The following is a 19013-nucleotide window of genomic DNA, read 5'->3' on the forward strand; positions in this document are numbered from 1 at the left end:
TCTACGTGTTGCAGGGCAAACCGCAAGGTTCGCAGAGCCTCAGGTTCATGCAACGGGCGCCATTAGCTCAATTGGCAGAGCAGCTGACTCTTAATCAGCGGGTTCGCGGTTCGAGTCCGTGATGGCGTACAGAGCAAGGCCCGGTCGATGGAAAACATCGACCGGGCCTTCTTCGTTCTCCGGCCACTTCTGCCGGGATCAGCCGCGACCCGCGCGCGCCAGCGATCCCCCACCCCCACGGTGCCACCGGCTCCCACCTGGTCCAGGAGCAGGCCCGATCGCTCGATTTCCGGCGTCGCGCACCCCGGAATCGCCCCCGGTTTGGCGTCCTCGGCCAGATCGTCGTAAAGTTCTTCTCGTTGCAAGGGACACCGCAAGGTGGAACAGAGCAACGGGCGCCATTAGCTCAATTGGCAGAGCAGCTGACTCTTAATCAGCGGGTTCGCGGTTCGAGTCCGTGATGGCGTACAGAGCAAGGCCCGGTCGATGGAAACATCGACCGGGCCTTCTTCGTTGTCCGCCCACAGGTCCACCCCGGCGGGCTACCCTCCGCGAACACCGGTGGGCAACTCCGGCGCTTCGCGGCGAGCTGCCCTCCAGTGCCCGCCCCGTCGCGCGGCAGTGGTGTGGCCGTCGCGCGGCAGTGGTGCAGCCGTGGTGCGGTTGCTGCTGCAGGGGGCACTCCCCCGCAGCAGCTCAGATCACTTGACGATCTTGCGCACGACGATCAGTGCGACGACGACGCCCACGGCAATGCCGGCGGCGCGGAGGATCGCGTCGGTCTTCGGGGCACCGGTCTCGAGGTCGACGAACTTCGACTTCACGGTCGTGACCTCACGGCCCACGATCGTCTTCGGGTGCGCGCGGTAGAGGAGCTGGTCCAGGGTCGCCGCGAGGCGCTCGCGGGTCTGCTCGATCTCGGACTCGAGGGCGTTCACGTCGTTGGTCACGCTGCGAGGTTACCAACACCACAGCACCCCGTCCCACGAGGGACGAGAAGGAATTGTCGGCCGCGGCAGGTAGCGTCGGCCCCGGACCAGAACCACCACCCCCTGACGCACAGGAGCACCCGTGAGCCAGCGCCTCTCCCCCGGCGACGTCGCCCCCGCCTTCACCCTGACCTCCGACACCGGCGAGCAGGTCTCCCTGTCCGACTTCGCGGGCCGTCGCACGATCGTCTACTTCTACCCGGCTGCGATGACCCCGGGCTGCACCAAGCAGGCCTGCGACTTCACCGATTCCCTGGACTCCCTCAAGGCCGCCGGCTACGAGGTCGTCGGGATCTCCCCCGACAAGCCCGAGAAGCTCGCGAAGTTCCGTGAGCGCGACGGTCTCACCATCACGCTCCTCTCCGACCCGGAGAAGGAGGTCCTGACCGCCTGGGGCGCGTTCGGCGAGAAGAAGCTCTACGGCAAGGTCGTCACGGGCGTCATCCGTTCCACCGTCGTCGTCGACGGCGAGGGCACGGTCGAGGTCGCCCAGTACAACGTCAAGGCCACCGGCCACGTCGCCAAGCTGCGTCGCGACCTCAAGCTGGACTGATTCCCCGAGGCCTGCTCCCGAGCAGGTCGCGGGCAGGTCCCGGGCGACGCCTCGGCAGGCACGCTGCCTAGACTTGTCCGCGAGCCGGAGTGGCGGAATTGGCAGACGCGCAGGATTTAGGTTCCTGTGCCCACTGGGCGTAGGGGTTCAAGTCCCCTCTTCGGCACCGACGGGCCGGTGTCACCACGTGACACCGGCCCTGCTGCGTCCCCGGTCCGGTCGCTGCGCCGGTTCGATGCGCCGGTTCGATGCGCCGGTTCGATGCGCCTGATCGATGCGCCTGATCGATGTGCCTGATCGATGTGCACAGCGCTACCCCATTCACGGGTCGAGAGTGACGTGGCTCACCCCTAGGTTCGTCGAATGGACTCCGCACTCACCACCATCGGACTGCCGATCGCGCTCGGGATCATCATGTTCGGCCTCGGGCTCGAACTGACTCCCGCAGACTTCCGCCGGGTGCGGAAGAACCCGCGCGCAGCCCTCGTCGCGCTGGGCTGCCAACTCCTGCTGCTGCCCGCCCTGTGCTTCGGCCTGGTGCTGCTGCTCGACCTGCCTCCCCTGCTGGGGATCGGCATGATGCTGCTGGCCGCCTCCCCCGGCGGGACCACCGCAGCCCTGTTCAGCCACCTGTTCCGCGGCGACGTCGCCCTGAACATCTCGCTCACGGCCGTGAACTCACTCGTCGCGATCGTGACGCTCCCGCTCATCACCGGGTTCGCGATCAGCTGGTACGACCGCACCGACGAGGTCTCCATGCCGCTGGCCGAGGTGCTCCAAGTCTTCGCCCTGATCCTGGTTCCGGTGGCGTTGGGCATGCTAGTGCGGCACCTGCGTCCGGCGTTCGCGGAGCGCGCCGACCGTCCCGTCCGGATCGCCTCGGCGGCGATCCTGGTGGTGATGATCATCGGCGTCGTCCTGGCCGAGCGGGAGCGGATCGGTGAGTACCTGGCCGACATCGGCGTCGCAGCCGCCCTCTTCTGTGCCTGCAGCCTGCTGCTGGGATACGTCGTCCCGAAGGCGTTCGGGGTCCCGGGCCCCCAGGCGATCGCGTCGTCGATGGAGATAGGGGTCCACAACTCCACGCTCGCGATCTACGTCGCCGTCGAGGTCTTGGACGACGTGGCCATCTCGGTGCCCGCAGCGGTCTACTCGATCATCATGTTCGTCTTCGCAGCCCTGTGGGGCACCTGGGTGTCGCGGCGCGAGAACCCCGTCCGGACGCAGGAGCGCCGCCCGTCGTCGACGGACGGCGCTCCTGTCTGATCGTGCGCTGCGGGCAGCTGCCGGAGTGGCTCAGGCGGAATGTCTCAGGCGGAGTGGCTCAGCCGGCGAGGTCGGCCGCGATGAGCGGACCGATCTCGCGCAGGGCACGACCGCGGTGGGAGATGTGGTCCTTCTCCATCGGGGTCAGCTCAGCCGAGGTGAGTCCGGCACGCGAATGCTCCTCGGGGACGAACAGCACGTCGTAGCCGAAGCCGCCGTGGCCACGGGTCTCCCGGATGATCCGACCGTTCATCCGACCCTCGACGACCCGCTCGTGGCCGTTCGGCATCACGAACGCGATCACGCACGTGAAGTGCGCACCGCGACGGACGTCAGGCACGTCGTGCATCTGCTCGAGCAGGAGTTCGTTGTTGGCAGCGTCGCTCTTGACCCGACCGGCCCAGCGCGCCGACAGCACGCCAGGCATCCCGTTGAGGGCGTCGACGCAGAGACCGGAGTCGTCTGCGATCGTCGGGAGACCCGTCGCGGCCACACCGGCACGTGCCTTCAGCAGGGCGTTGCCCTCGAAGGTGGCCTCGTCCTCGATCGGCTCGTCGAACTCGTCGACGTCGGCCAGTCCGAGCACCCGGATGCCGGGGACGTGCTCAGCCAGGATGCGCTGCATCTCGGCGATCTTCTTCGCGCTGTGGGACGCCAGGAAGACGTCAGTGCTCATCTCAGGCGTCCAGACCGAGCGCGGCGCGCTGCAGACGGGTGATGTCGGCGCAGCCCTTCTCGCCCAGGGCGAGGAGAGCGTCCAGCTCGGCACGGTCGAAGGCTGCGCCCTCGGCGGTTCCCTGGACCTCGACGAACTTGCCGTCACCGGTCATGACGATGTTCATGTCGGTCTCGGCGCGCACGTCCTCGACGTAGGGCAGGTCGAGGCGCGGGACGCCGTCGATGATGCCCACCGAGACGGCGGCGACCGAACCCTTGAGCGGGTTGCCCTTCACGGCACCCTCCTTGCGGAGGTGCTCGATGGCGTCGTGCAGTGCGACGTAGGCGCCGGTGATCGCAGCGGTGCGGGTGCCGCCGTCGGCCTGCAGGACGTCGCAGTCGATCATGATCGTGTTCTCGCCCAGCGCGGCGTCGTCGATGACGGCACGCAGGGAACGGCCGATCAGGCGGGAGATCTCGTGGGTGCGGCCACCGACCTTGCCCTTGACCGACTCACGCGAGGAACGCGTGTTGGTCGCGGAGGGAAGCATCGCGTACTCGGCCGTGACCCAGCCCAGGCCGGAGCCCTTTCGCCAGCGCGGGACACCGATCTCGACCGACGCGGCGCACAGCACCTTGGTGCGGCCGAACTCGACCAGCACGGAGCCGGCCGGGTGGTCCTGCCAACCGCGGGTGAAAGTGATCTTGCGGAGCTCGTCGTCGGCGCGGCCGTCCTCACGAGGAGCAGCGGAAAGGTTCTGCGTCATGGGTCGAGCCTAGGCCTCACACACCTCATCGCCAGCACTCCGGTGAAGGATCGGGAACGACGGACCCCCGCCCCTCCGGTGGGTGGAGGGACGGGGGCCGAGGAGCACGCTCGCGACGAGGGCGCTCAGTGGAGTGTTCGAGGGCTCACTTGAGTTCCATCCGGGCGATGCGCACCAGACCGACGACCAACGGAAGCACGATCCAGATCAGGCTCGTGGTTCCCAGCTGGGCCCACTCCGTGGCCGAGGGCAGAGCGTCGTTCATCAGGGATGCCTGGGCCGCCTGGGTGTCGAACCACGCGACGTGCTCGGAGAGCCCGGAGAAGAACGACAACACGATCGAGAAGATCACCGGCACGAGGAAGAACGCCACGATCGCGCCGGCCGAGGACAGGATCAGCGTGCCGAAGGCGACACCCTGCAGCATCAGGATCGTCAGGAGCACCGCGACGTTGAGCAGCAGCGGCCAGTTCGCGGACTCGAAGGCCTGATCAGCACCGAAGGCGAGGGCGAAGAGCGCTGCCGCGCCGGCCGCAAGCGCCAGTCCGAGCACCGCGTACAGCAGGGCGGTGACGATCTTGGCGGTCATGACGCGCATGCGCGACGACTCCAGGGTGAAGGTGCTCAGCGTGGTGCGCTGGGTCCATTCACCGGTGATCAGCAGAATGCCCAGGACCGGCAGCAGGATGCTGAGAGGCACCGTCGTGGAGAGGACGTACCCGAAGAACGGAGCGCCGTCGGGTCGGCTGGTCACCGCGACCGCGACCACGGCCACTGCCACGACCGCCACCAGGATCGCCAGGAGCCAGATGCCGGCACGGGTGTCGGTCATCTTGCGCATCTCGACGGAGACCAGACGCAAGAACGGGACCTTGCTGGTCGCGGCGACGTCGATCACGCCACGACGCGGAGCGTTGGCGTCGCTGGAGAGGGTGCTCATGCTTCTGCTCCCTGGGTCGGGGCGGACGGGCTCGTCGAGACGCCCGCGGGGGCGTCACGCTGGGTGTCGGCGGTGAGGGTGAGGAAGAGCTGCTCGAGCCCACCCTCGGCCGGACGCAGGTCGGCGAGGACCAGGTTGGCCTGCTGGGCCACGCGGCCCACCTCGATCGGCTGGGCCTGCACCCGGAAGCCGGAACCGGCCGGAGCGAACGCGAGACCGGCACGGGTGAGGGCATCACCCAGGGCGCCGGGCTGCTCCCCCGCCACCAGCGTGGCCGGACCACCACCGGCGGAGTTCGCCAGGGACTGCTTGTCGCCCTGGGCGACGATCTTGCCGCGACCGATGAGGATCATCTCGTCGGCGATCAGCTCGACCTCGTTGAGCAGGTGCGAGGAGAGCAGGACGGCGCCGCCCTCGGCCGCGAACCCGGTCAGGAGGCCTCGCATCCAGTGGATGCCGGCCGGATCGAGACCGTTGGCCGGTTCGTCGAGGATCAGCACCGACGGGTCGCCGAGCAACGCGTTCGCGATGCCGAGACGCTGTCGCATGCCCAGGGAGTAGTTCTTGACCCGACGCTTCGACTCCGAGCCCGAGAGCCCGACCAGTTCGAGCATCTCGTCGACCCGACTGGCAGGGAGACCCATCGTGCGGGCCGAGAGGGTCAGGACCTCACGACCGGTACGGCCGCCGTGCTGCGCCGAGGCGTCCAGCAGCAGACCCACGTGACGTCCGGGGTTGGGGATGTCGGCGTAGCGGTGCCCGCCGATCGTGGCGGTGCCGGACGTGGGGACGGTGAGTCCCACCATCATCCGCATCACCGTGGACTTGCCCGCGCCGTTCGGACCGAGGAAACCGGTGACGCGCCCCGCCTGGGCGGTGAACGTCACGTCGTCGACGGCCTGGAACTGCCCGTAGCTCTTGGAGAGGCCTTGGACCTTGATCATGTCCCCAGACTGCCTCATGCAGCGTTCCGAGGCGACTTCGCCACCCCGGAACGGGGGTACGCGCAGGGGCCGCTCAGGGACATCCCTGAGCGTCGGGGCTTCTTCAGACCTCGTAGACCGCGCCGGCCTTCGCCAGCGAGAGCGGTCCGTTCCAGAGAGCAGCCGCTTCGGCGTGCACGACAGCCGGGTCGTGCCACGGCGGAATGTGGGTCAGCACCAACTGACCGGCCTCGGCCTCGATCGCCAGCTCGGCGCACTCCTTGCCGGTGAGGTGGAGGTCTGCCGGGTTGTCGGCGCCCTCCTCGAAGGAGGCCTCGGCCAGCAGCAGGTCGACGCCCGCCACCGCGGTGCTCAGACCGTCACAGGGAGCACAGTCACCGCTGTAGCCGAGGGTCCGTCCGTCCGCCTCCACCCGCAGCGAGTACGCCGGGACGGGGTGCACCACCGGAACGGCGGTGATGGTGAAGGGACCGATGACGACCGGCTCGGTGGGCCAGACCCGGAAGTCGAACTCCTCCTTCATGCCGGGCTCGAGCGGGAGGTCATAGGCGTGGGCCATCCGGTCCGCGGTGCCTTCGGGTCCGTAGACCGGAAGGATCGGCGCAGGTCCGGTCGGGTGGTAACGACGCAACACGTGGTAGCCGCACAGGTCGAGACAGTGGTCGGCGTGCAGGTGCGAGAGCACCACGGCGTCGATCTGGAGCGGGTCCGCGTACCGGTGCAGGGCACCCAACGCGCCCGAGCCCAGGTCCATGACGACACGCCACGTGCGGCCTTCGTGCTCGGCCTCCAACAGGTAGCAGCTCGCCGGGGAGTCCGGTCCCGGGTACGAACCCGAGCATCCGACGACGGTGAGCCTCATCTGTCTCCTCCAACCTGCGCGCGCACCGGTTCGCCCGACGCGTTGGCCGCCACGGGGTGTGGGCAGCCTGTCCAGAGTAAGTCCAGCCCGACGGCTCGCGCCGGGGCAATGGTCACACCGGGCGAGTGGCGCTCACCACGTCCCACGCACACGTGGATGTCATGACGAGCGCCCACCACCACGGCAGACCGGTGGGCCTCAGGCCCAGAGCTGACCGTCGAGACGGTCCTCGGCCTCGTCCAGCGTGCCTTCGTAGGCACCCGTGGAGAGGTACTTCCAGCCGGCGTCGGCGACGACGAACGCGATGTCGGCCTTCTCGCCGGCCTTGACCGCGGCCTGGGCCTGGCGGATCGCGGCGTGCAGGATCGCGCCGGTCGAGATGCCGGCGAAGATGCCCTCGGTCTCGAGCAGTTCACGCACGCGCTTGACGGCGTCACGCGGGCCCACGGAGAAGCGGGTGTCGATCAGGGAGGCATCGTACAGCTCGGGGACGAACCCCTCGTCGAGGTTGCGCAGGCCGTAGACCAGCTCGCCGTAGCGCGGCTCGGCGGCGACGATCTTGACCTCCGGCTTGGCCTTGCGGAAGAAGCGGGAGACGCCCATGAGCGTGCCGGTGGTGCCCAGGCCGGCGACGAAGTGGGTGATCTCGGGCAGGTCGGCGAGCAGCTCGGGGCCAGTGCCCTCCTCGTGCGCGAGCGCGTTGGCCGGGTTGCCGTACTGGTAGAGCATGACCCACTCGGGGTTCTCCGCAGCGATGCCCTTCGCGACCCGGACGGCCTCGTTGGAACCACCCGCAGCGGGCGAGGAGATGATCCTCGCGCCCCACATGCGGAGCAGCTGGCGGCGCTCCTCGGAGGTGTTCTCCGGCATCACGCAGACCATCTTGTAGCCCTTGAGCTTGGCCGCCATGGCCAGCGAGATGCCGGTGTTGCCGCTGGTGGGCTCCAGGATCGTGCAGCCGGGCGTGAGGAGCCCCTCCGCCTCGGCCATCTCGATCATCTTCAGGGCCGGTCGGTCCTTGATCGAGCCGGTGGGGTTGCGGTCCTCGAGCTTGGCCCAGATCCGGACGTCCTCACTCGGCGACAGGCCCGGCAGCCCGACCAGCGGGGTGTTGCCGACGGAGGCGAGCAGATGGGGGTGACGCACGGGGAGAACCTTTCGGGACGGACCACCACGACGACCGGATGCGGTCTCCGAGGCGGTGCAACCGCGTCGACGGGGGCGAGGACGCGGGACGGGGCGGACGGTGGGTGCCGTCCGGCCCCCACCGGGTGCTCAGCGCAGGAAGACCTCGGGGTCGAACTGGGTGAGCGGGATGATCTTGACGCGCGGGAGCGGAGCGTTGAACGCGCGGACGTCCTCCTCCAGGTCGAACACCTTCACGCCGAGGGCGTTCAGCTGCTGCGACATGAACTCCTTGAAACCGATCAGGGCCACCTCGCGGCGACCGTCGATCAGGTTGCGCATCTGGTCGACGAAGTCGGCGTCGTGGCTGACCAGCACCACGTCCGCGTCGTCGTGGTCGACCAGGGCGTCCAGCGTGCGCTGGATACCGATGTCGACGACCTTCTCGTCAGCCCGACCCGAGAGCGGGACCGGGCGGTAGTTCATCGCCAGCAGCGCCTGGATGAACGGCGTGGGCAGGTGCCCGTTGCTGGCGTTGAGGAAGAAGAGGCCGTTGACGGGCTGTCCCCAGCCCTCCTCGATGAACTGGGTCACCCGCTCCCAGCGCGGACGCTCCTCAGGCGCCGGGCGGCGCCCCAGGAGTGAGTTGCCCAAGGTGGCGTCGATGTTCTCGCCGTCGACGAGGACGAAGGTGCGACGCTGGGTCATGGGCTCTCCCGAGATGTGTGTGCTGGGTGCGGGTGGATGGCGTGCGTGGAGTGGGTCAGCAGCCGCCGGCGACGGCCGGGAGGACGACGATCTCGTCGCCGTCGGACAGCGGGGCCTCGAGGCCACCGAGGAAGCGGACGTCCTCGTCGTTGACGTAGACGTTGACGAAGCGACGCAGGGCGCCGTTCTCCAGGAGGCGGTCGCCGAGACCGGGGTGCTTGGCGTCCAGGTCGGCGATGAGCGCGGACAGGTTCGCGCCCTCACCGGTGACCGACTTCGCGCCGTCGGTGAAGGTGCGCATGATCGTGGGGATCTTGACCTCGATGGCCATGTGACTGCTCCTGCTGTCGGGGGCTGGTGGGTGCGTACGGGTGCTGCGGGTGGTGCTGAGTGGTGCTGGGTGAAGTCAGGGGTGCTGCCGAGGACCGCTGCGGTGGGTGCGTCAGTCGAGGGACTCGACGACGACGACCTCTTCCTCGGTCACGACGCCGTCGACGATCCGGAACGAACGGAACTCGACGTCATCGTCCACCAGGCCGGTCTCCGGGCCGTGGTGGCGAGTGCTGACGAGCACGTAGTGGGCGTTCGGCTCGCTGGCCAGCCCGATGTCGCTGCGGCTCGGGTGCGCCTCGGTGGCGGTGTGGGAGTGGTAGATGACCACCGGTTCCTCGTCGTTGCGCCACATCTCCTTGTAGAGCTCGAGCATCTCGGTGGAGTCGAACTCGTAGAAGGTCGGGCTGCCCGCGGCGTTGACCATCTCGACGACGCGCTCGGGTCGGTCGCTGCCTTCAGGGCCGGCGACGACGCCGCACGCCTCGTCGGGGTGGTCCCGCCTGGCATGGTCGACGATGGCGTCCCGGACTGCGATGGAGATGGTGAGCACGGACCAATCCTAGGACGACGACGCACGTGGGGACCGCCTCGGCGTGCCCGTGGAGCGTCCCGGTGTCATCTTCAGCACCAGCCGTGCCCTAGTCTCACCCCGTGGTATTCGCGGTCGTCACTCAGTCGCGCGGCGACGCGCGCCGTCTCGCGGAGTGGGTCACTTACCACTCCCGGATCGGCTTCGAGGAGTTCCACATCGTCCTCGACGGCCTCGTCGACGACAGTGACAAGGTGCTGGCCGACCTCGACGTCGACGCCCGGATCCACGTCCACCACCGTGCTGAGTCCGGTGAGTACCAGGCCGGCATGGACCAGGCCGAACGCTGGCGTGCGAACCGTCAGTGGCGCGAGGACAACGCCGAACTCCTCGCCTCGCTGCCGTTCCGCTGCCAGGACCCGCTCTCGCTGCGTCAGGGCCTCAACATCTCTCCGTTGATGGAGGAGATCACCGCGGACCGACGCGGCTGGATCGCGCTCATCGACGTCGACGAGTTCATCGCCCTCCCCCGCGACGGCTCGATCCGTGCACTGGTGCGCCGGATCAACGCCGAGAAGCGGACCTCGCGGATCTCGTTCCTCAACTTCAACGTCGACACCGAGGGCTACGACCCGTCGCGTCCGATCCTGGAGCAGCACTCGATGCGCTGGTCGCGTGAGGACGTCCTGGCCCACCCCGACCCCGCCTGGGGTCGCCGTTACAAGACGATGGCCCGGTTCAAGGTGGCCACGCCCTACCGCTCGGTGCACAAGATCAACCGCGGCCCGCGCGTCGTCGTGGACCCCGAGGACGCACGGCTCCTGCACTACCGGACTCCGGCGCAGCGGATGGTTCCGCACGTTCCGTACACCGTCGAGGACCCGCTGAGCATGCCACCGGCCCCGGTACCCGCACCGCCGAGGTCGCGACGCACGCTGCGCAGCGCCCTGAGCGGGCTCCGTCGCCGGGTCCGCCGCACCTTCTCGCGCGGTTGACCCGCACGTCTGACTGAGGCTCATGCCTCGATCGCGGCGACCAGGGTCTCCTGGAGCCAGCCGAGCCACTCGTAGATGTCGTGGGCCTGGCTGCGGTCGTCGTCCTCGGGCAGTGACTCCCAGAACTCCTCGTCGTCGTCGGTGACGCCGAGACGGGTCGCGATCGCGAGCCGCAGGTCGTTGAAGGCGAGCAGCCAGCCCAGGGCGGACGGCTCGTCGAGTTCGACGTCGATGACGATGCTGGCGTCCTCGGGCTCCATCGGGAGTCCGGCGTCCTCAAGGGTGTCGATCACCAGTACGACGTTGCGTTCCTTGGCGGTGCGCAGCGCAGGCTCGGTGTAGCGACGGAACTCGCCGGCCGCTTCGGGGTCCTCGGTGTAGGCCGTCGGGAAGAGGCGCAGCAGCACCGGGTCCTCGGGCTCGTCGACCGGGCCGGAGAAGTTGAAGAGTGCCTCGAGCGGGTCGAGGTGCTCGGCCGGGTCTGGCTGCTCGTCACGGAGCAGTTCGACGAGCTGGAAGCAGAGGCTGCGGATCAGGTCGGCTTCGAAGACCGCGAAGGTCGCGATCACGGCACCGGAGCGGTGCTTCTCGAAGCCGCTCACGCAGCACGCTCCAGCGTGGCCCAGAGGCCGTAGCCGTGCATCGCCTGGACGTCGCGTTCCATCTCCTCGCGCGAACCGTGGCTGACCGCCGAACGTCCGTCGCGGTGCACCTCCATCATCAGTTCCTCCGCCGTGGGGCGGTCGTAACCGAAGTAGGTGCGGAAGACGTACGACACGTACGACATCAGGTTCACCGGGTCGTTCCACACGACGGTGTTCCACCCCTTGTCGGGCTGGAGCAGGTCATCGACGAAGAGGTCGGGTTCGACCTCGACAGGAACAGGAGAACTCACCCGCACATCGTGGCACAGGCCCCGTGAGGTCCCTGCGTCCTGCTCCACCCCGTGCGCAGTGGAGGCCCCGTGAGTTCCAGCTCCCCCACCGTCGACGTGACGCACCTGACGCCCCGCACCGACCGGCCGGGGCGGTGCATGACGGGGGCTGCAGGCGCGTGGCACAGTGACGATCGTGACCCAGCACACCTCTGCCACCCCCGGCCCTTCGACGGCGCTGATGACCGACCACTACGAGCTGACGATGCTCCAGGCGGCACTGCACGCCGGCACCGCCGAACGTCGCGCGGTCTTCGAGCTGTTCCCGCGCAGGCTGCCCGAGGGACGTCGTTACGGCGTCGTTGGCGGCGTGGGTCGGGCCCTGGACGCCTTCGAGCGTTTCCGCTTCGACGACGCCGACCTCGCGGTTCTCTCCGACGGCGGCGTGGTCGACGACCGCACCCTGGAGTGGCTCTCCTCGTTCCGGTTCTCCGGCCAGATCTCGGGTTACGGGGAGGGCGAGATCTACCTGCCCTACTCGCCGCTGATGGTGGTGGAGTCGACGTTCGCCGAGGCCGTGCTGCTGGAGACGCTGCTGCTCTCGATCTACAACCACGACTCCGCGATCGCGTCCGCGGCGTCCCGGATGACGATGGCTGCCGACGGGCGCCCGTGCAGTGAGATGGGGTCGCGTCGTACCCACGAGGAGGCCGCGGTCTCCGCCGCGCGCGCCGCGTACGTGGCCGGTTTCGAGAACACCTCCAACCTGGAGGCGCGTCGCCGGTACGGGATCCCGACGATGGGCACCTCGGCGCACTCGTTCACGCTCCTGCACGACACCGAGCGCGACGCGTTCACCGCGCAGGTGAACTCGCTGGGACGCGGCACGACGCTGCTGGTCGACACCTACGACATCACCGAGGCGGTGCGTCTGGCCGTCGAGGTGGCCGGCACCGACCTGGGTGCGGTCCGGATCGACTCCGGCGACCTGGGGGTCCTGGCCCACCAGGTGCGTGCCCAGCTCGACAGCCTCGGCGCCACCGACACCAAGATCGTCGTCACCTCCGACCTGGACGAGTACGCGATAGCAGCGCTGGCCGCAGCACCGGTGGACGCCTACGGCGTGGGCACCCAGCTCGTCACGGGCTCGGGGCACCCCACCGTCGGGCTGGTCTACAAGCTCGTCTCCCGTGAGGGCGAAGGCGGCGAGATGGTGCCGGTGGCGAAGAAGGCAAAGGACAAGGGCTCGATCGGCGGACGCAAGTACGCGCTGCGCCGTCTCAACGCCCGCGGTGTCGCCGAGGCCGAGGTGGTGAGCGTCGGAACCCCGCCCGAGAACGACGGCAACGACCGTCCCCTGATGCTCCCGCTCGTGACCGACGGCGAGGTCGTGGGCCGTGAGTCCCTCGACGACGCCCGGGCCCGTCACGCTGCTTCGCGTGCCGAACTGCCGTTGCGCGCCCAGTCGATGAGCCGCGGCGAGCCGGTGATCCCCACCCTCCACGTCTGACCCGGCCCGAAGTCGCTTCGCTCCCCTGCGCAATTGTCGGATTGATGCCACCCGCACGGCGTGTCCCGGCATCAATCCGACAATTGCGGAGCGTCTGACGCCGTTCTCCACAGGCAGGTCAGCGCCGTCCCCGGCAACGAGCGTCCTGCGCTGGGGTGGGGCGCATGGACGTGCACCTCACCCGCAGCGGAGAACACCCTCCGCACCTGACCAGACCAGTCACCCGCGGGGCCCATCTCAGCCCCGACGGCACCCGTGTCGCCGAGCTGACGGCCTGGGCCGCGGTCCTGCCCGACCACTCCGGCTTCACCCATGTCACCGGAGCCGAACTGCTCGGACTCTGGCTCCCACCGCTTCCCGCACCGGCCCCCGTCACCGCCCAGGTGCCCACCGGGGCTCCGGCTCCCCGACGTCCGGGGCTGCGCCTGATCCGAGCGTCCGACGGCACCGGCACGTCACGTGTCCACGGCCTGCCCGTCGCCCCGGTCACCGAGGTGTTGCTCAGCCTCTGTCGCGACCTCGGGCCACTGGATGCCCTGGTCGCTCTCGACTCCGCACTCCATCTGCGTCTGTGCACTCTGGCCGAACTCGAACACGCCACCCGCCGACGCCGACGCGGGGCCCCACTGCTCCGCCTGCTCACCCCGCTCGCTGATGCGAGGAGCGAGTCCCCGTGGGAGACGATCCTGCGGGAGTTCCACCGCGCAGTGGAGGCGCCCGCCGTGCCACAGCACGAGATCCTCGATGCTTCGGGCTCCTTCGTCGCTCGTGCTGACCTCTGGCTGGCAGGCACCCGCGTGATCCACGAGTACGACGGCGCCCACCACCTCAGCGTCGAGGGGCAGCGTGCAGACCTGCGCCGAGACCGACGGCTCGGGCACGCGGGCTGGATCCGTCGCGGGTACACCAGCGACGACCTGCTGCACCGTCCACACGAGATCCTGCGCGACGTCGACGCCGCCCTCGGACGACCGTCCCACCCTCACCTGCTCACGCGGTGGCACGACCTGCTGTCCGACTCGGCCCGGACACCCGCCGGGCGCGCACTGCTCACCCACCGCCTGCGTCAGTCCACGCAACGCCCCTCCCGCGCTGCAAACCCCACACCCCTCTGGCTGCAACTGTTGGATTGATGCGCCGACACGCCGTCGCAGCGGCATCAAGCCGACAATTGCGCAGGGAGCGAAGCGACCTGCCGGCGCATAGGCTTGATCCATGACTCGCGCACTGATCGTGGTGGACGTCCAGAACGACTTCTGTGAGGGCGGCTCACTGGCCGTCACCGGCGGGGCCGCGGTGGCCGAGGGCGTCGCCGCTCTCGTCGCCGACGTGCGTGCCGACACGACGACGTCGCCGGACTACGCCTACGTCGTCGCCACCAAGGACCACCACGTCGACCCGGGCGAGCACTGGGCCGAGCACCCCGACTTCTCCACCTCCTGGCCCAAGCACTGCGAGGTCGGCACCACCGGCGAGGAGTTCCACCCGGCGCTGGCGAACACGGTGTTCGACGCCGTCTTCCTCAAGGGCCGCCACGAGGCGGCGTACTCCGGTTTCCAGGGCTCCGACGACGCGGGCACGTCCCTGGCCCAGTGGCTGAATGCCCGCGGGGTCTCCGAGGTCGACGTCTGCGGGATCGCCACCGACCACTGCGTGCGGGCCACCGCGTTGGACGCGGTCGCGGAAGGGTTCAGGACCCGCGTCCTGCTGGACCTGTGCGCGGGCGTCGCAGAGGAGAGCACCCGGACGACGCTGGAGGAGTTCGAGGCGGCCGGAGTGCGTGCCGATCGTGCGGACCGCGCGCTCGACTGACCACGCAGGTCAGCATGCATCACGGAATGATTACGCATGCCTCTGCATATTTATACATGTCGGCGTATTTGGGTACAGTCGCCTCATGAAGCGCATCCTGAGCCCCCTCGCCGTCGCCGCCCTCGCCCTCTCGCTCGCCGCTTGCGGCTCCGATGACGACTCCACGAGCGCTTCGGGCGTCAAGACCGTCCAGGACGGCAAGCTCACGATCTGCACCGACGCGCCGTTCGCGCCGTTCGAGTACGAGGACGCCTCGACCCCCACCGGCTTCACCGGCTTCGACATCGACATCGCCACTGCGATCGCTGACGACCTCGAGCTCGAGCTCGCCGTCGCCCCGACCGGCTTCGACGCCGTCCAGTCCGGCACCGCCCTGAACGCCGGCCAGTGCGACATGGGCGCGAGCGCGATCACGATCAACGAGGACCGCAAGGCCACGATCGACTTCTCCGACCCCTACCTCGACTCCGAGCAGTCGCTGCTCGTCCCGGCCGACTCCGACGTCAAGACCCTCGCCGACCTCAAGGGCAAGAAGATCGGCACGATGGGCACCTCCACCGGCGAGAAGTACGCGACCGCGAACGCCAAGGACGCCGACATCGTCTCCTTCCCCGACGACGGCAAGATGTTCCAGGCGCTCAAGGCCAAGCAGGTCGACGCGCTCCTGCAGGACATCGAGGTCAACGCTCTGCACCAGACCGACGGCACGTTCACGATCGTCGAGACGTACCCGACGGGCGAGAGCTACGGCCTGGCCGTCAAGAAGGGCAACACCGAGCTCCTCGAGGCCGTCAACGAGTCCCTGCAGGGCCTGCGCGACTCGAAGAAGTACGACGAGATCCACGCCGAGTACTTCGGTTCCTGATCCACGCGCCCCTCACCGGGCACCCTGACGAGAACAGAGCAACAACGTGAAGCAGTCGACGAAGCGGCGTCTGGTCCACCTCCCGCTGTACGCGGTGCTGGTGGCCCTGGCGGCACTGGTCTACTTCAGCGCCGACTGGGCCGAGGTCGGGAAGAACTTCTTCTCCCCGGCCGGCTTCGGTCGCCCCTGGGAAGGCGACTGGGGCACCTGGCCCGACCTGGTCAGCACCGGCCTGGTCAACACGATCAAGTACACCGCGATCGCTTTCGCCGGAGGCCTCGCGCTGGCCGTGGTGATGGCGCTCATGCGCCTGTCCTCGCTGCGCCCCTACCGCTGGCTGGCCACCTGCTTCGTGGAGTTCTTCCGCAGCCTGCCGGTGATCGTCGTCATCCTGACCCTCGCCTTCGGTGTGCCGATCGCGTTCCAGTGGTCGTGGCCCGGCGGCACCGTGCAGGCAGGTCTCGTCGCCCTGATCCTGGTGGGCGGCTCCTACATGGCCGAGACCCTGCGTGCCGGCATCCAGGCCGTCCCGAAGGGTCAGGCCGAGGCCGCCCGTTCGCTCGGCATGTCGCAAGGACGGACGATGATCACCGTCGTCCTGCCGCAGGCGTTCCGCATCGTGATCCCGCCGTTGACCAACGAGTTCGTGCTCCTGCTCAAGGACACCTCGCTGCTCTACGTCGCCGGCATGATGATCGACCAGCGCGAGCTGGCCACGATCGCCAACGCGATGATGGTCAACGGCCCCACCGCCGGCACGTCCACCGGCCTGATGCAGGCCGCGATCCTGTACCTGGTCATCACCATCCCGCTCACGCAGCTGGTGGCATGGCTCGAACGACGTCAGCAGAGGACCCGATGAGCACCCCTCAGCCCACCCCCACCGACGGCGTCCCCGCGATCCGGATCCGGGGCCTGCACAAGTCCTACGGGTCCAACGAGGTCCTCAAGGGCATCGACTTCCACGTCGACCCCGGCCAGGTCGTCTGCGTGATCGGGCCGTCCGGCTCGGGCAAGTCGACCCTGCTGCGCTGCGTCAACCGCCTCGAGGAGCCCGACTCCGGCGAGGTGCTGGTCGAGGGCATCGACATCTGCGACCCCGAGACCGACCTGGACGCCGTGCGCGCCCGGATCGGCATGGTCTTCCAGGGCTTCAACCTCTTCGGCCACATGACGGTGCTGAAGAACCTCGTCGTCGCCCAGCGTCAGGTGCTCAAGCGTTCCAAGGCCGAGGCCGAGGAGATCGCGCGCGCCAACCTGGCCAAGGTCGGCCTGGCGGAGAAGGCCGACGCCATGCCGTCGCAGCTCTCCGGTGGCCAGCAGCAGCGCGTGGCGATCGCCCGCGCCCTGTCGATGAACCCCGACATGATGCTCTTCGACGAGCCGACCTCGGCTCTCGACCCCGAGCTGGTCGGTGACGTCCTGCAGGTGATGCGTGACCTCGCCGACGAGGGCATGACGATGATGGTCGTGACCCACGAGATGGGCTTCGCCCGTGAGGTCGGCGACAAGCTGGTCTTCATGGACGGCGGGGTCATCGTCGAGGAGGGCGACCCGGTCGAGGTGCTCTCCAACCCCCAGCACGAGCGCACCCAGTTGTTCCTCTCGAAGGTCCTCTGAACCGTCACGCACCAGTCACAAGTGTCGCGCTGAGCCCTGCTCAGCAGCACTTCTGACTGGTACGTGGCATTTCGGGGTCAGACGGCGAGCCACTCCTCGGCAGCGTCGACGACGGCAGCGGTCAGGTCGGCCATCACCGGGGAGGCCAGCTTCCAGCGCTGCCAGTAGAGCGGGACGTCCATGTGGCGTCCGGGCACGAGCTCGACCAGCTCTCCTGACGCCACTTCCTCCCGCGCGTGGGACTCCACGACCATCCCCCAGCCCATCCCCCGCCGCACCGCTGCGTCGAAGGTGTGCACCGACGGCAGGAACGTCGTCGGCGGGGTGAGATGTCGTCGGGTCACCTTGCGCATGAAGGCGTGCTGCAGGGTGTCGTCGCGGTCGAACGCGATCATCGGGGCGCGTTCGAAGGCCGCCGCAGTGGGCCCCTCGGGCATCCAGCGTTCCATCCAGTCAGGACGGGCCAGGGCCCGGTACCGCATCGTTCCCAGACGGTGCACCGCACACCCCGGCACGGGGTGCGGGTCGGAGGTGACGGCCGCCATCACCTCACCCCGACGCAGACGCTCGGTGGTCCGGGTCTGGTCGTCGCGGAAGATCTCGAAGGTCACCCGACGGCGGGCACTGGCCTCGACCAGTGCGTCGGTGAACCAGGAGTACATCGCGTCGGCGTTGACCGCGATCGGGACTGCGGGCCACGGACCGTCCTCGGCGTCCTCCTCGGCCACCAGTTCAGCGACCGCCTCGCGTTCCAGCGCCTCGGTCTGCAGCGCCAGACGGACCAGGACGTGCCCGGCCTCGGTGGCCTCCAACGGCTTGACCCGGTGCACGAGCACCCGCCCGACGCGCTTCTCCAAGGCCTTGATCCGCTGACTGATCGCGGACGGGGTGACGCGCAGTTCCTTGGCCGCCGCCTCGAAGGTGCCGAGCTGGACGGCCACCGCAAGAGTGCGGAGCGCGACGGGGTCGATCTGCGAGAGCGTGGTCACGTAAGAGAGTCTAATGATTCTGAAGAATCGTTCGCTCGGATGACGCCGCTCCGCGTCGTAACTTCGATTGCGTGTTCAACGTCCTTCTCACCGGTGTCCTGACCGGCCTCGCCCTGATCGTCGCCATCGGCGCCCAGAACGCCTTCCTGCTCCGCCAGGGCATCAAGGGCGAACAGGTGCTCCCGATCGTGCTGGTCTGCCTGGCCAGCGACATCGTCGCGATCACCGCCGGCGTCGTCGGTCTGGGCCACGTCGTCGACCGCTGGCCCGGCGTCCTCCCGGTCGCCCAGGTGCTCGGCGGCGTCTACCTGCTGGCCTTCGGCGTGCACGCCGCGCTACGGGCCTGGCGCCCCCAGGGCATGGAAGCCGGAGAAGGCACTGGCATGACGACGCGCACCGCCGTCCTCACCACGCTCGCCCTGACGTGGCTCAACCCGCACTTCTACCTCGACGCCACCCTGATGCTCGGGACCGTGGCCAACTCCTTCGAAGCCGACCGGTGGTGGTTCGTCGCCGGCACGTTCATCGCCAGCACCGTGTGGTTCTTCGGGCTCGGCTTCGGAGCCCGTCTGCTGCGCCCGCTCTTCGCCCGGCCCACCTCGTGGCGGGTGCTCGACGGCACGGTCGCCGCGTTCATGGGCGTGCTGGGCTACACCCTGCTGACGCACTGAACCG

General features: G+C 68.7%; 23 protein-coding genes and 3 tRNA genes. 13 read left to right on the forward strand and 13 right to left on the reverse strand.

Annotation, left to right across the window (positions count from 1 at the left end; translation table 11 throughout):
* Positions 1–56 precede the first annotated feature (56 nt).
* Positions 57–129, forward strand: a tRNA-Lys gene (locus EOV43_RS11430).
* Between the two features lie 266 nt (positions 130–395).
* Positions 396–468 (forward strand) — tRNA-Lys (locus EOV43_RS11435).
* Positions 469–701: 233 nt separating this feature from the next.
* Here the strand turns inward: EOV43_RS11435 and EOV43_RS11440 are convergent.
* Complete coding sequence (locus EOV43_RS11440; protein ID WP_128221394.1) at positions 702–950, reverse strand: DUF3618 domain-containing protein; 249 nt, start codon at positions 948–950, stop codon at positions 702–704.
* A gap of 121 nt (positions 951–1071) precedes the next feature.
* On the opposite strand from EOV43_RS11440, the gene bcp reads away from it, so the two are divergent.
* From bcp to EOV43_RS11455, 3 genes are all read left to right on the forward strand, one after another.
* Positions 1072–1542: a thioredoxin-dependent thiol peroxidase gene (bcp, locus tag EOV43_RS11445; protein WP_128221395.1), complete on the forward strand. Its 471-nt coding sequence runs from the start codon at positions 1072–1074 to the stop codon at positions 1540–1542.
* An 83-nt stretch (positions 1543–1625) separates the two neighbouring features.
* Positions 1626–1708: transfer RNA gene (locus EOV43_RS11450), tRNA-Leu, on the forward strand.
* 197 nt (positions 1709–1905) lie between these two features.
* Positions 1906–2808, forward strand: a complete 903-nt coding sequence (locus tag EOV43_RS11455) for a bile acid:sodium symporter family protein (protein WP_128221396.1) — start codon at positions 1906–1908, stop codon at positions 2806–2808.
* A 58-nt stretch (positions 2809–2866) separates the two neighbouring features.
* On the opposite strand, the gene rdgB is transcribed toward EOV43_RS11455, so the two are convergent.
* The 9 genes from rdgB to EOV43_RS11500 all read right to left on the reverse strand — a co-directional run bounded on the left by rdgB (position 2867) and on the right by EOV43_RS11500 (position 9694).
* Positions 2867–3484 (reverse strand): RdgB/HAM1 family non-canonical purine NTP pyrophosphatase, encoded by a 618-nt coding sequence (rdgB, locus tag EOV43_RS11460; protein WP_128221397.1) that lies wholly within the window; start codon positions 3482–3484, stop codon positions 2867–2869.
* A 1-nt stretch (position 3485) separates the two neighbouring features.
* Positions 3486–4232 carry a ribonuclease PH gene (gene rph, locus EOV43_RS11465; protein ID WP_128221398.1) on the reverse strand — a complete coding sequence of 249 codons (747 nt, stop codon included), beginning with the start codon at positions 4230–4232 and terminating at the stop codon, positions 3486–3488.
* Positions 4233–4377: 145 nt separating this feature from the next.
* Positions 4378–5172, reverse strand: a complete 795-nt coding sequence (locus EOV43_RS11470) for an ABC transporter permease (RefSeq protein ID WP_128221399.1) — start codon at positions 5170–5172, stop codon at positions 4378–4380.
* A complete protein-coding gene (locus EOV43_RS11475; protein WP_128221400.1) occupies positions 5169–6116 on the reverse strand; it encodes an ABC transporter ATP-binding protein in 948 nt (315 codons plus the stop codon). The genes EOV43_RS11470 and EOV43_RS11475 overlap by 4 nt, the downstream gene beginning before the upstream one ends.
* A 103-nt stretch (positions 6117–6219) precedes the next feature.
* Positions 6220–6978 (reverse strand): MBL fold metallo-hydrolase, encoded by a 759-nt coding sequence (locus tag EOV43_RS11480; RefSeq protein WP_128221401.1) that lies wholly within the window; start codon positions 6976–6978, stop codon positions 6220–6222.
* 198 nt (positions 6979–7176) lie between these two features.
* Positions 7177–8124, reverse strand: a complete 948-nt coding sequence (locus tag EOV43_RS11485; protein ID WP_128221402.1) for a PLP-dependent cysteine synthase family protein — start codon at positions 8122–8124, stop codon at positions 7177–7179.
* A gap of 129 nt (positions 8125–8253) precedes the next feature.
* Positions 8254–8811, reverse strand: a complete 558-nt coding sequence (locus EOV43_RS11490; protein WP_128221403.1) for an NYN domain-containing protein — start codon at positions 8809–8811, stop codon at positions 8254–8256.
* Positions 8812–8866: 55 nt separating this feature from the next.
* Entirely contained in the window at positions 8867–9142 is a 276-nt protein-coding gene (locus tag EOV43_RS11495) for a MoaD/ThiS family protein (RefSeq protein WP_128221404.1), read from the reverse strand.
* Positions 9143–9253: 111 nt separating this feature from the next.
* Positions 9254–9694 carry a M67 family metallopeptidase gene (locus EOV43_RS11500; RefSeq protein WP_128221405.1) on the reverse strand — a complete coding sequence of 147 codons (441 nt, stop codon included), beginning with the start codon at positions 9692–9694 and terminating at the stop codon, positions 9254–9256.
* A 101-nt stretch (positions 9695–9795) separates the two neighbouring features.
* On the opposite strand from EOV43_RS11500, the gene EOV43_RS11505 reads away from it, so the two are divergent.
* The gene (locus tag EOV43_RS11505; protein ID WP_128221406.1) at positions 9796–10668 is read left to right on the forward strand and encodes a glycosyltransferase family 2 protein; all 873 of its coding nucleotides are present in this window, start codon (positions 9796–9798) and stop codon (positions 10666–10668) included.
* Positions 10669–10688: 20 nt separating this feature from the next.
* On the opposite strand, the gene EOV43_RS11510 is transcribed toward EOV43_RS11505, so the two are convergent.
* Positions 10689–11270, reverse strand: a complete 582-nt coding sequence (locus EOV43_RS11510; RefSeq protein ID WP_128221407.1) for a DUF2017 domain-containing protein — start codon at positions 11268–11270, stop codon at positions 10689–10691.
* Positions 11267–11563 (reverse strand): ATP-dependent Clp protease adapter ClpS, encoded by a 297-nt coding sequence (gene clpS / locus EOV43_RS11515; RefSeq protein ID WP_128221408.1) that lies wholly within the window; start codon positions 11561–11563, stop codon positions 11267–11269. Before clpS ends, EOV43_RS11510 begins: the two co-directional genes overlap by 4 nt.
* A 175-nt stretch (positions 11564–11738) precedes the next feature.
* Between clpS and EOV43_RS11520 the strand changes: the two genes are divergently transcribed.
* The 6 genes from EOV43_RS11520 (at position 11739) to EOV43_RS11545 (ending at position 17349) form a co-directional block, all read left to right on the forward strand.
* On the forward strand, positions 11739–13052 hold the full coding sequence (locus tag EOV43_RS11520) for a nicotinate phosphoribosyltransferase (protein WP_206611321.1): 1314 nt from the start codon (positions 11739–11741) through the stop codon (positions 13050–13052).
* Positions 13053–13216: 164 nt separating this feature from the next.
* Positions 13217–14185: a hypothetical protein gene (locus EOV43_RS11525; protein WP_128221409.1), complete on the forward strand. Its 969-nt coding sequence runs from the start codon at positions 13217–13219 to the stop codon at positions 14183–14185.
* 82 nt (positions 14186–14267) lie between these two features.
* Entirely contained in the window at positions 14268–14864 is a 597-nt protein-coding gene (locus tag EOV43_RS11530) for an isochorismatase family protein (protein WP_128221410.1), read from the forward strand.
* A gap of 85 nt (positions 14865–14949) precedes the next feature.
* Positions 14950–15729, forward strand: coding sequence for an ABC transporter substrate-binding protein (locus EOV43_RS11535; RefSeq protein ID WP_128221411.1), 780 nt, complete (start codon positions 14950–14952; stop codon positions 15727–15729).
* A 46-nt stretch (positions 15730–15775) separates the two neighbouring features.
* Positions 15776–16591: an amino acid ABC transporter permease gene (locus tag EOV43_RS11540; protein WP_128221412.1), complete on the forward strand. Its 816-nt coding sequence runs from the start codon at positions 15776–15778 to the stop codon at positions 16589–16591.
* On the forward strand, positions 16588–17349 hold the full coding sequence (locus EOV43_RS11545; RefSeq protein WP_128221413.1) for an amino acid ABC transporter ATP-binding protein: 762 nt from the start codon (positions 16588–16590) through the stop codon (positions 17347–17349). The genes EOV43_RS11540 and EOV43_RS11545 overlap by 4 nt, the downstream gene beginning before the upstream one ends.
* A 77-nt stretch (positions 17350–17426) precedes the next feature.
* Here EOV43_RS11545 and EOV43_RS11550 read toward each other — a convergent pair whose 3' ends face one another.
* On the reverse strand, positions 17427–18338 hold the full coding sequence (locus EOV43_RS11550; RefSeq protein WP_239022107.1) for a LysR family transcriptional regulator ArgP: 912 nt from the start codon (positions 18336–18338) through the stop codon (positions 17427–17429).
* A gap of 71 nt (positions 18339–18409) precedes the next feature.
* Between EOV43_RS11550 and EOV43_RS11555 the strand changes: the two genes are divergently transcribed.
* Positions 18410–19009, forward strand: coding sequence for a LysE/ArgO family amino acid transporter (locus EOV43_RS11555; protein WP_128221414.1), 600 nt, complete (start codon positions 18410–18412; stop codon positions 19007–19009).
* Positions 19010–19013: the final 4 nt, after the last annotated feature.

The sequence above is a fragment of the Nocardioides yefusunii genome, assembly GCF_004014875.1.
Lineage (GTDB): Bacteria > Actinomycetota > Actinomycetes > Propionibacteriales > Nocardioidaceae > Nocardioides > Nocardioides yefusunii.

What these genes read in the sequence shown, in the direction of transcription:
- EOV43_RS11455 (WP_128221396.1), top strand. Translation starts at nt 1,906, where the DNA reads ATGGACTCCGCACTCACCACCATCGGACTGCCGATCGCGCTCGGGATC.
- rdgB (WP_128221397.1), bottom strand. Translation starts at nt 3,484, where the DNA reads ATGAGCACTGACGTCTTCCTGGCGTCCCACAGCGCGAAGAAGATCGCC.
- rph (WP_128221398.1), bottom strand. Translation starts at nt 4,232, where the DNA reads ATGACGCAGAACCTTTCCGCTGCTCCTCGTGAGGACGGCCGCGCCGAC.
- EOV43_RS11470 (WP_128221399.1), bottom strand. Translation starts at nt 5,172, where the DNA reads ATGAGCACCCTCTCCAGCGACGCCAACGCTCCGCGTCGTGGCGTGATC.
- EOV43_RS11475 (WP_128221400.1), bottom strand. Translation starts at nt 6,116, where the DNA reads ATGATCAAGGTCCAAGGCCTCTCCAAGAGCTACGGGCAGTTCCAGGCC.
- EOV43_RS11480 (WP_128221401.1), bottom strand. Translation starts at nt 6,978, where the DNA reads ATGAGGCTCACCGTCGTCGGATGCTCGGGTTCGTACCCGGGACCGGAC.
- EOV43_RS11490 (WP_128221403.1), bottom strand. Translation starts at nt 8,811, where the DNA reads ATGACCCAGCGTCGCACCTTCGTCCTCGTCGACGGCGAGAACATCGAC.
- EOV43_RS11495 (WP_128221404.1), bottom strand. Translation starts at nt 9,142, where the DNA reads ATGGCCATCGAGGTCAAGATCCCCACGATCATGCGCACCTTCACCGAC.
- EOV43_RS11525 (WP_128221409.1), top strand. Translation starts at nt 13,217, where the DNA reads ATGGACGTGCACCTCACCCGCAGCGGAGAACACCCTCCGCACCTGACC.
- EOV43_RS11530 (WP_128221410.1), top strand. Translation starts at nt 14,268, where the DNA reads ATGACTCGCGCACTGATCGTGGTGGACGTCCAGAACGACTTCTGTGAG.
- EOV43_RS11535 (WP_128221411.1), top strand. Translation starts at nt 14,950, where the DNA reads ATGAAGCGCATCCTGAGCCCCCTCGCCGTCGCCGCCCTCGCCCTCTCG.
- EOV43_RS11545 (WP_128221413.1), top strand. Translation starts at nt 16,588, where the DNA reads ATGAGCACCCCTCAGCCCACCCCCACCGACGGCGTCCCCGCGATCCGG.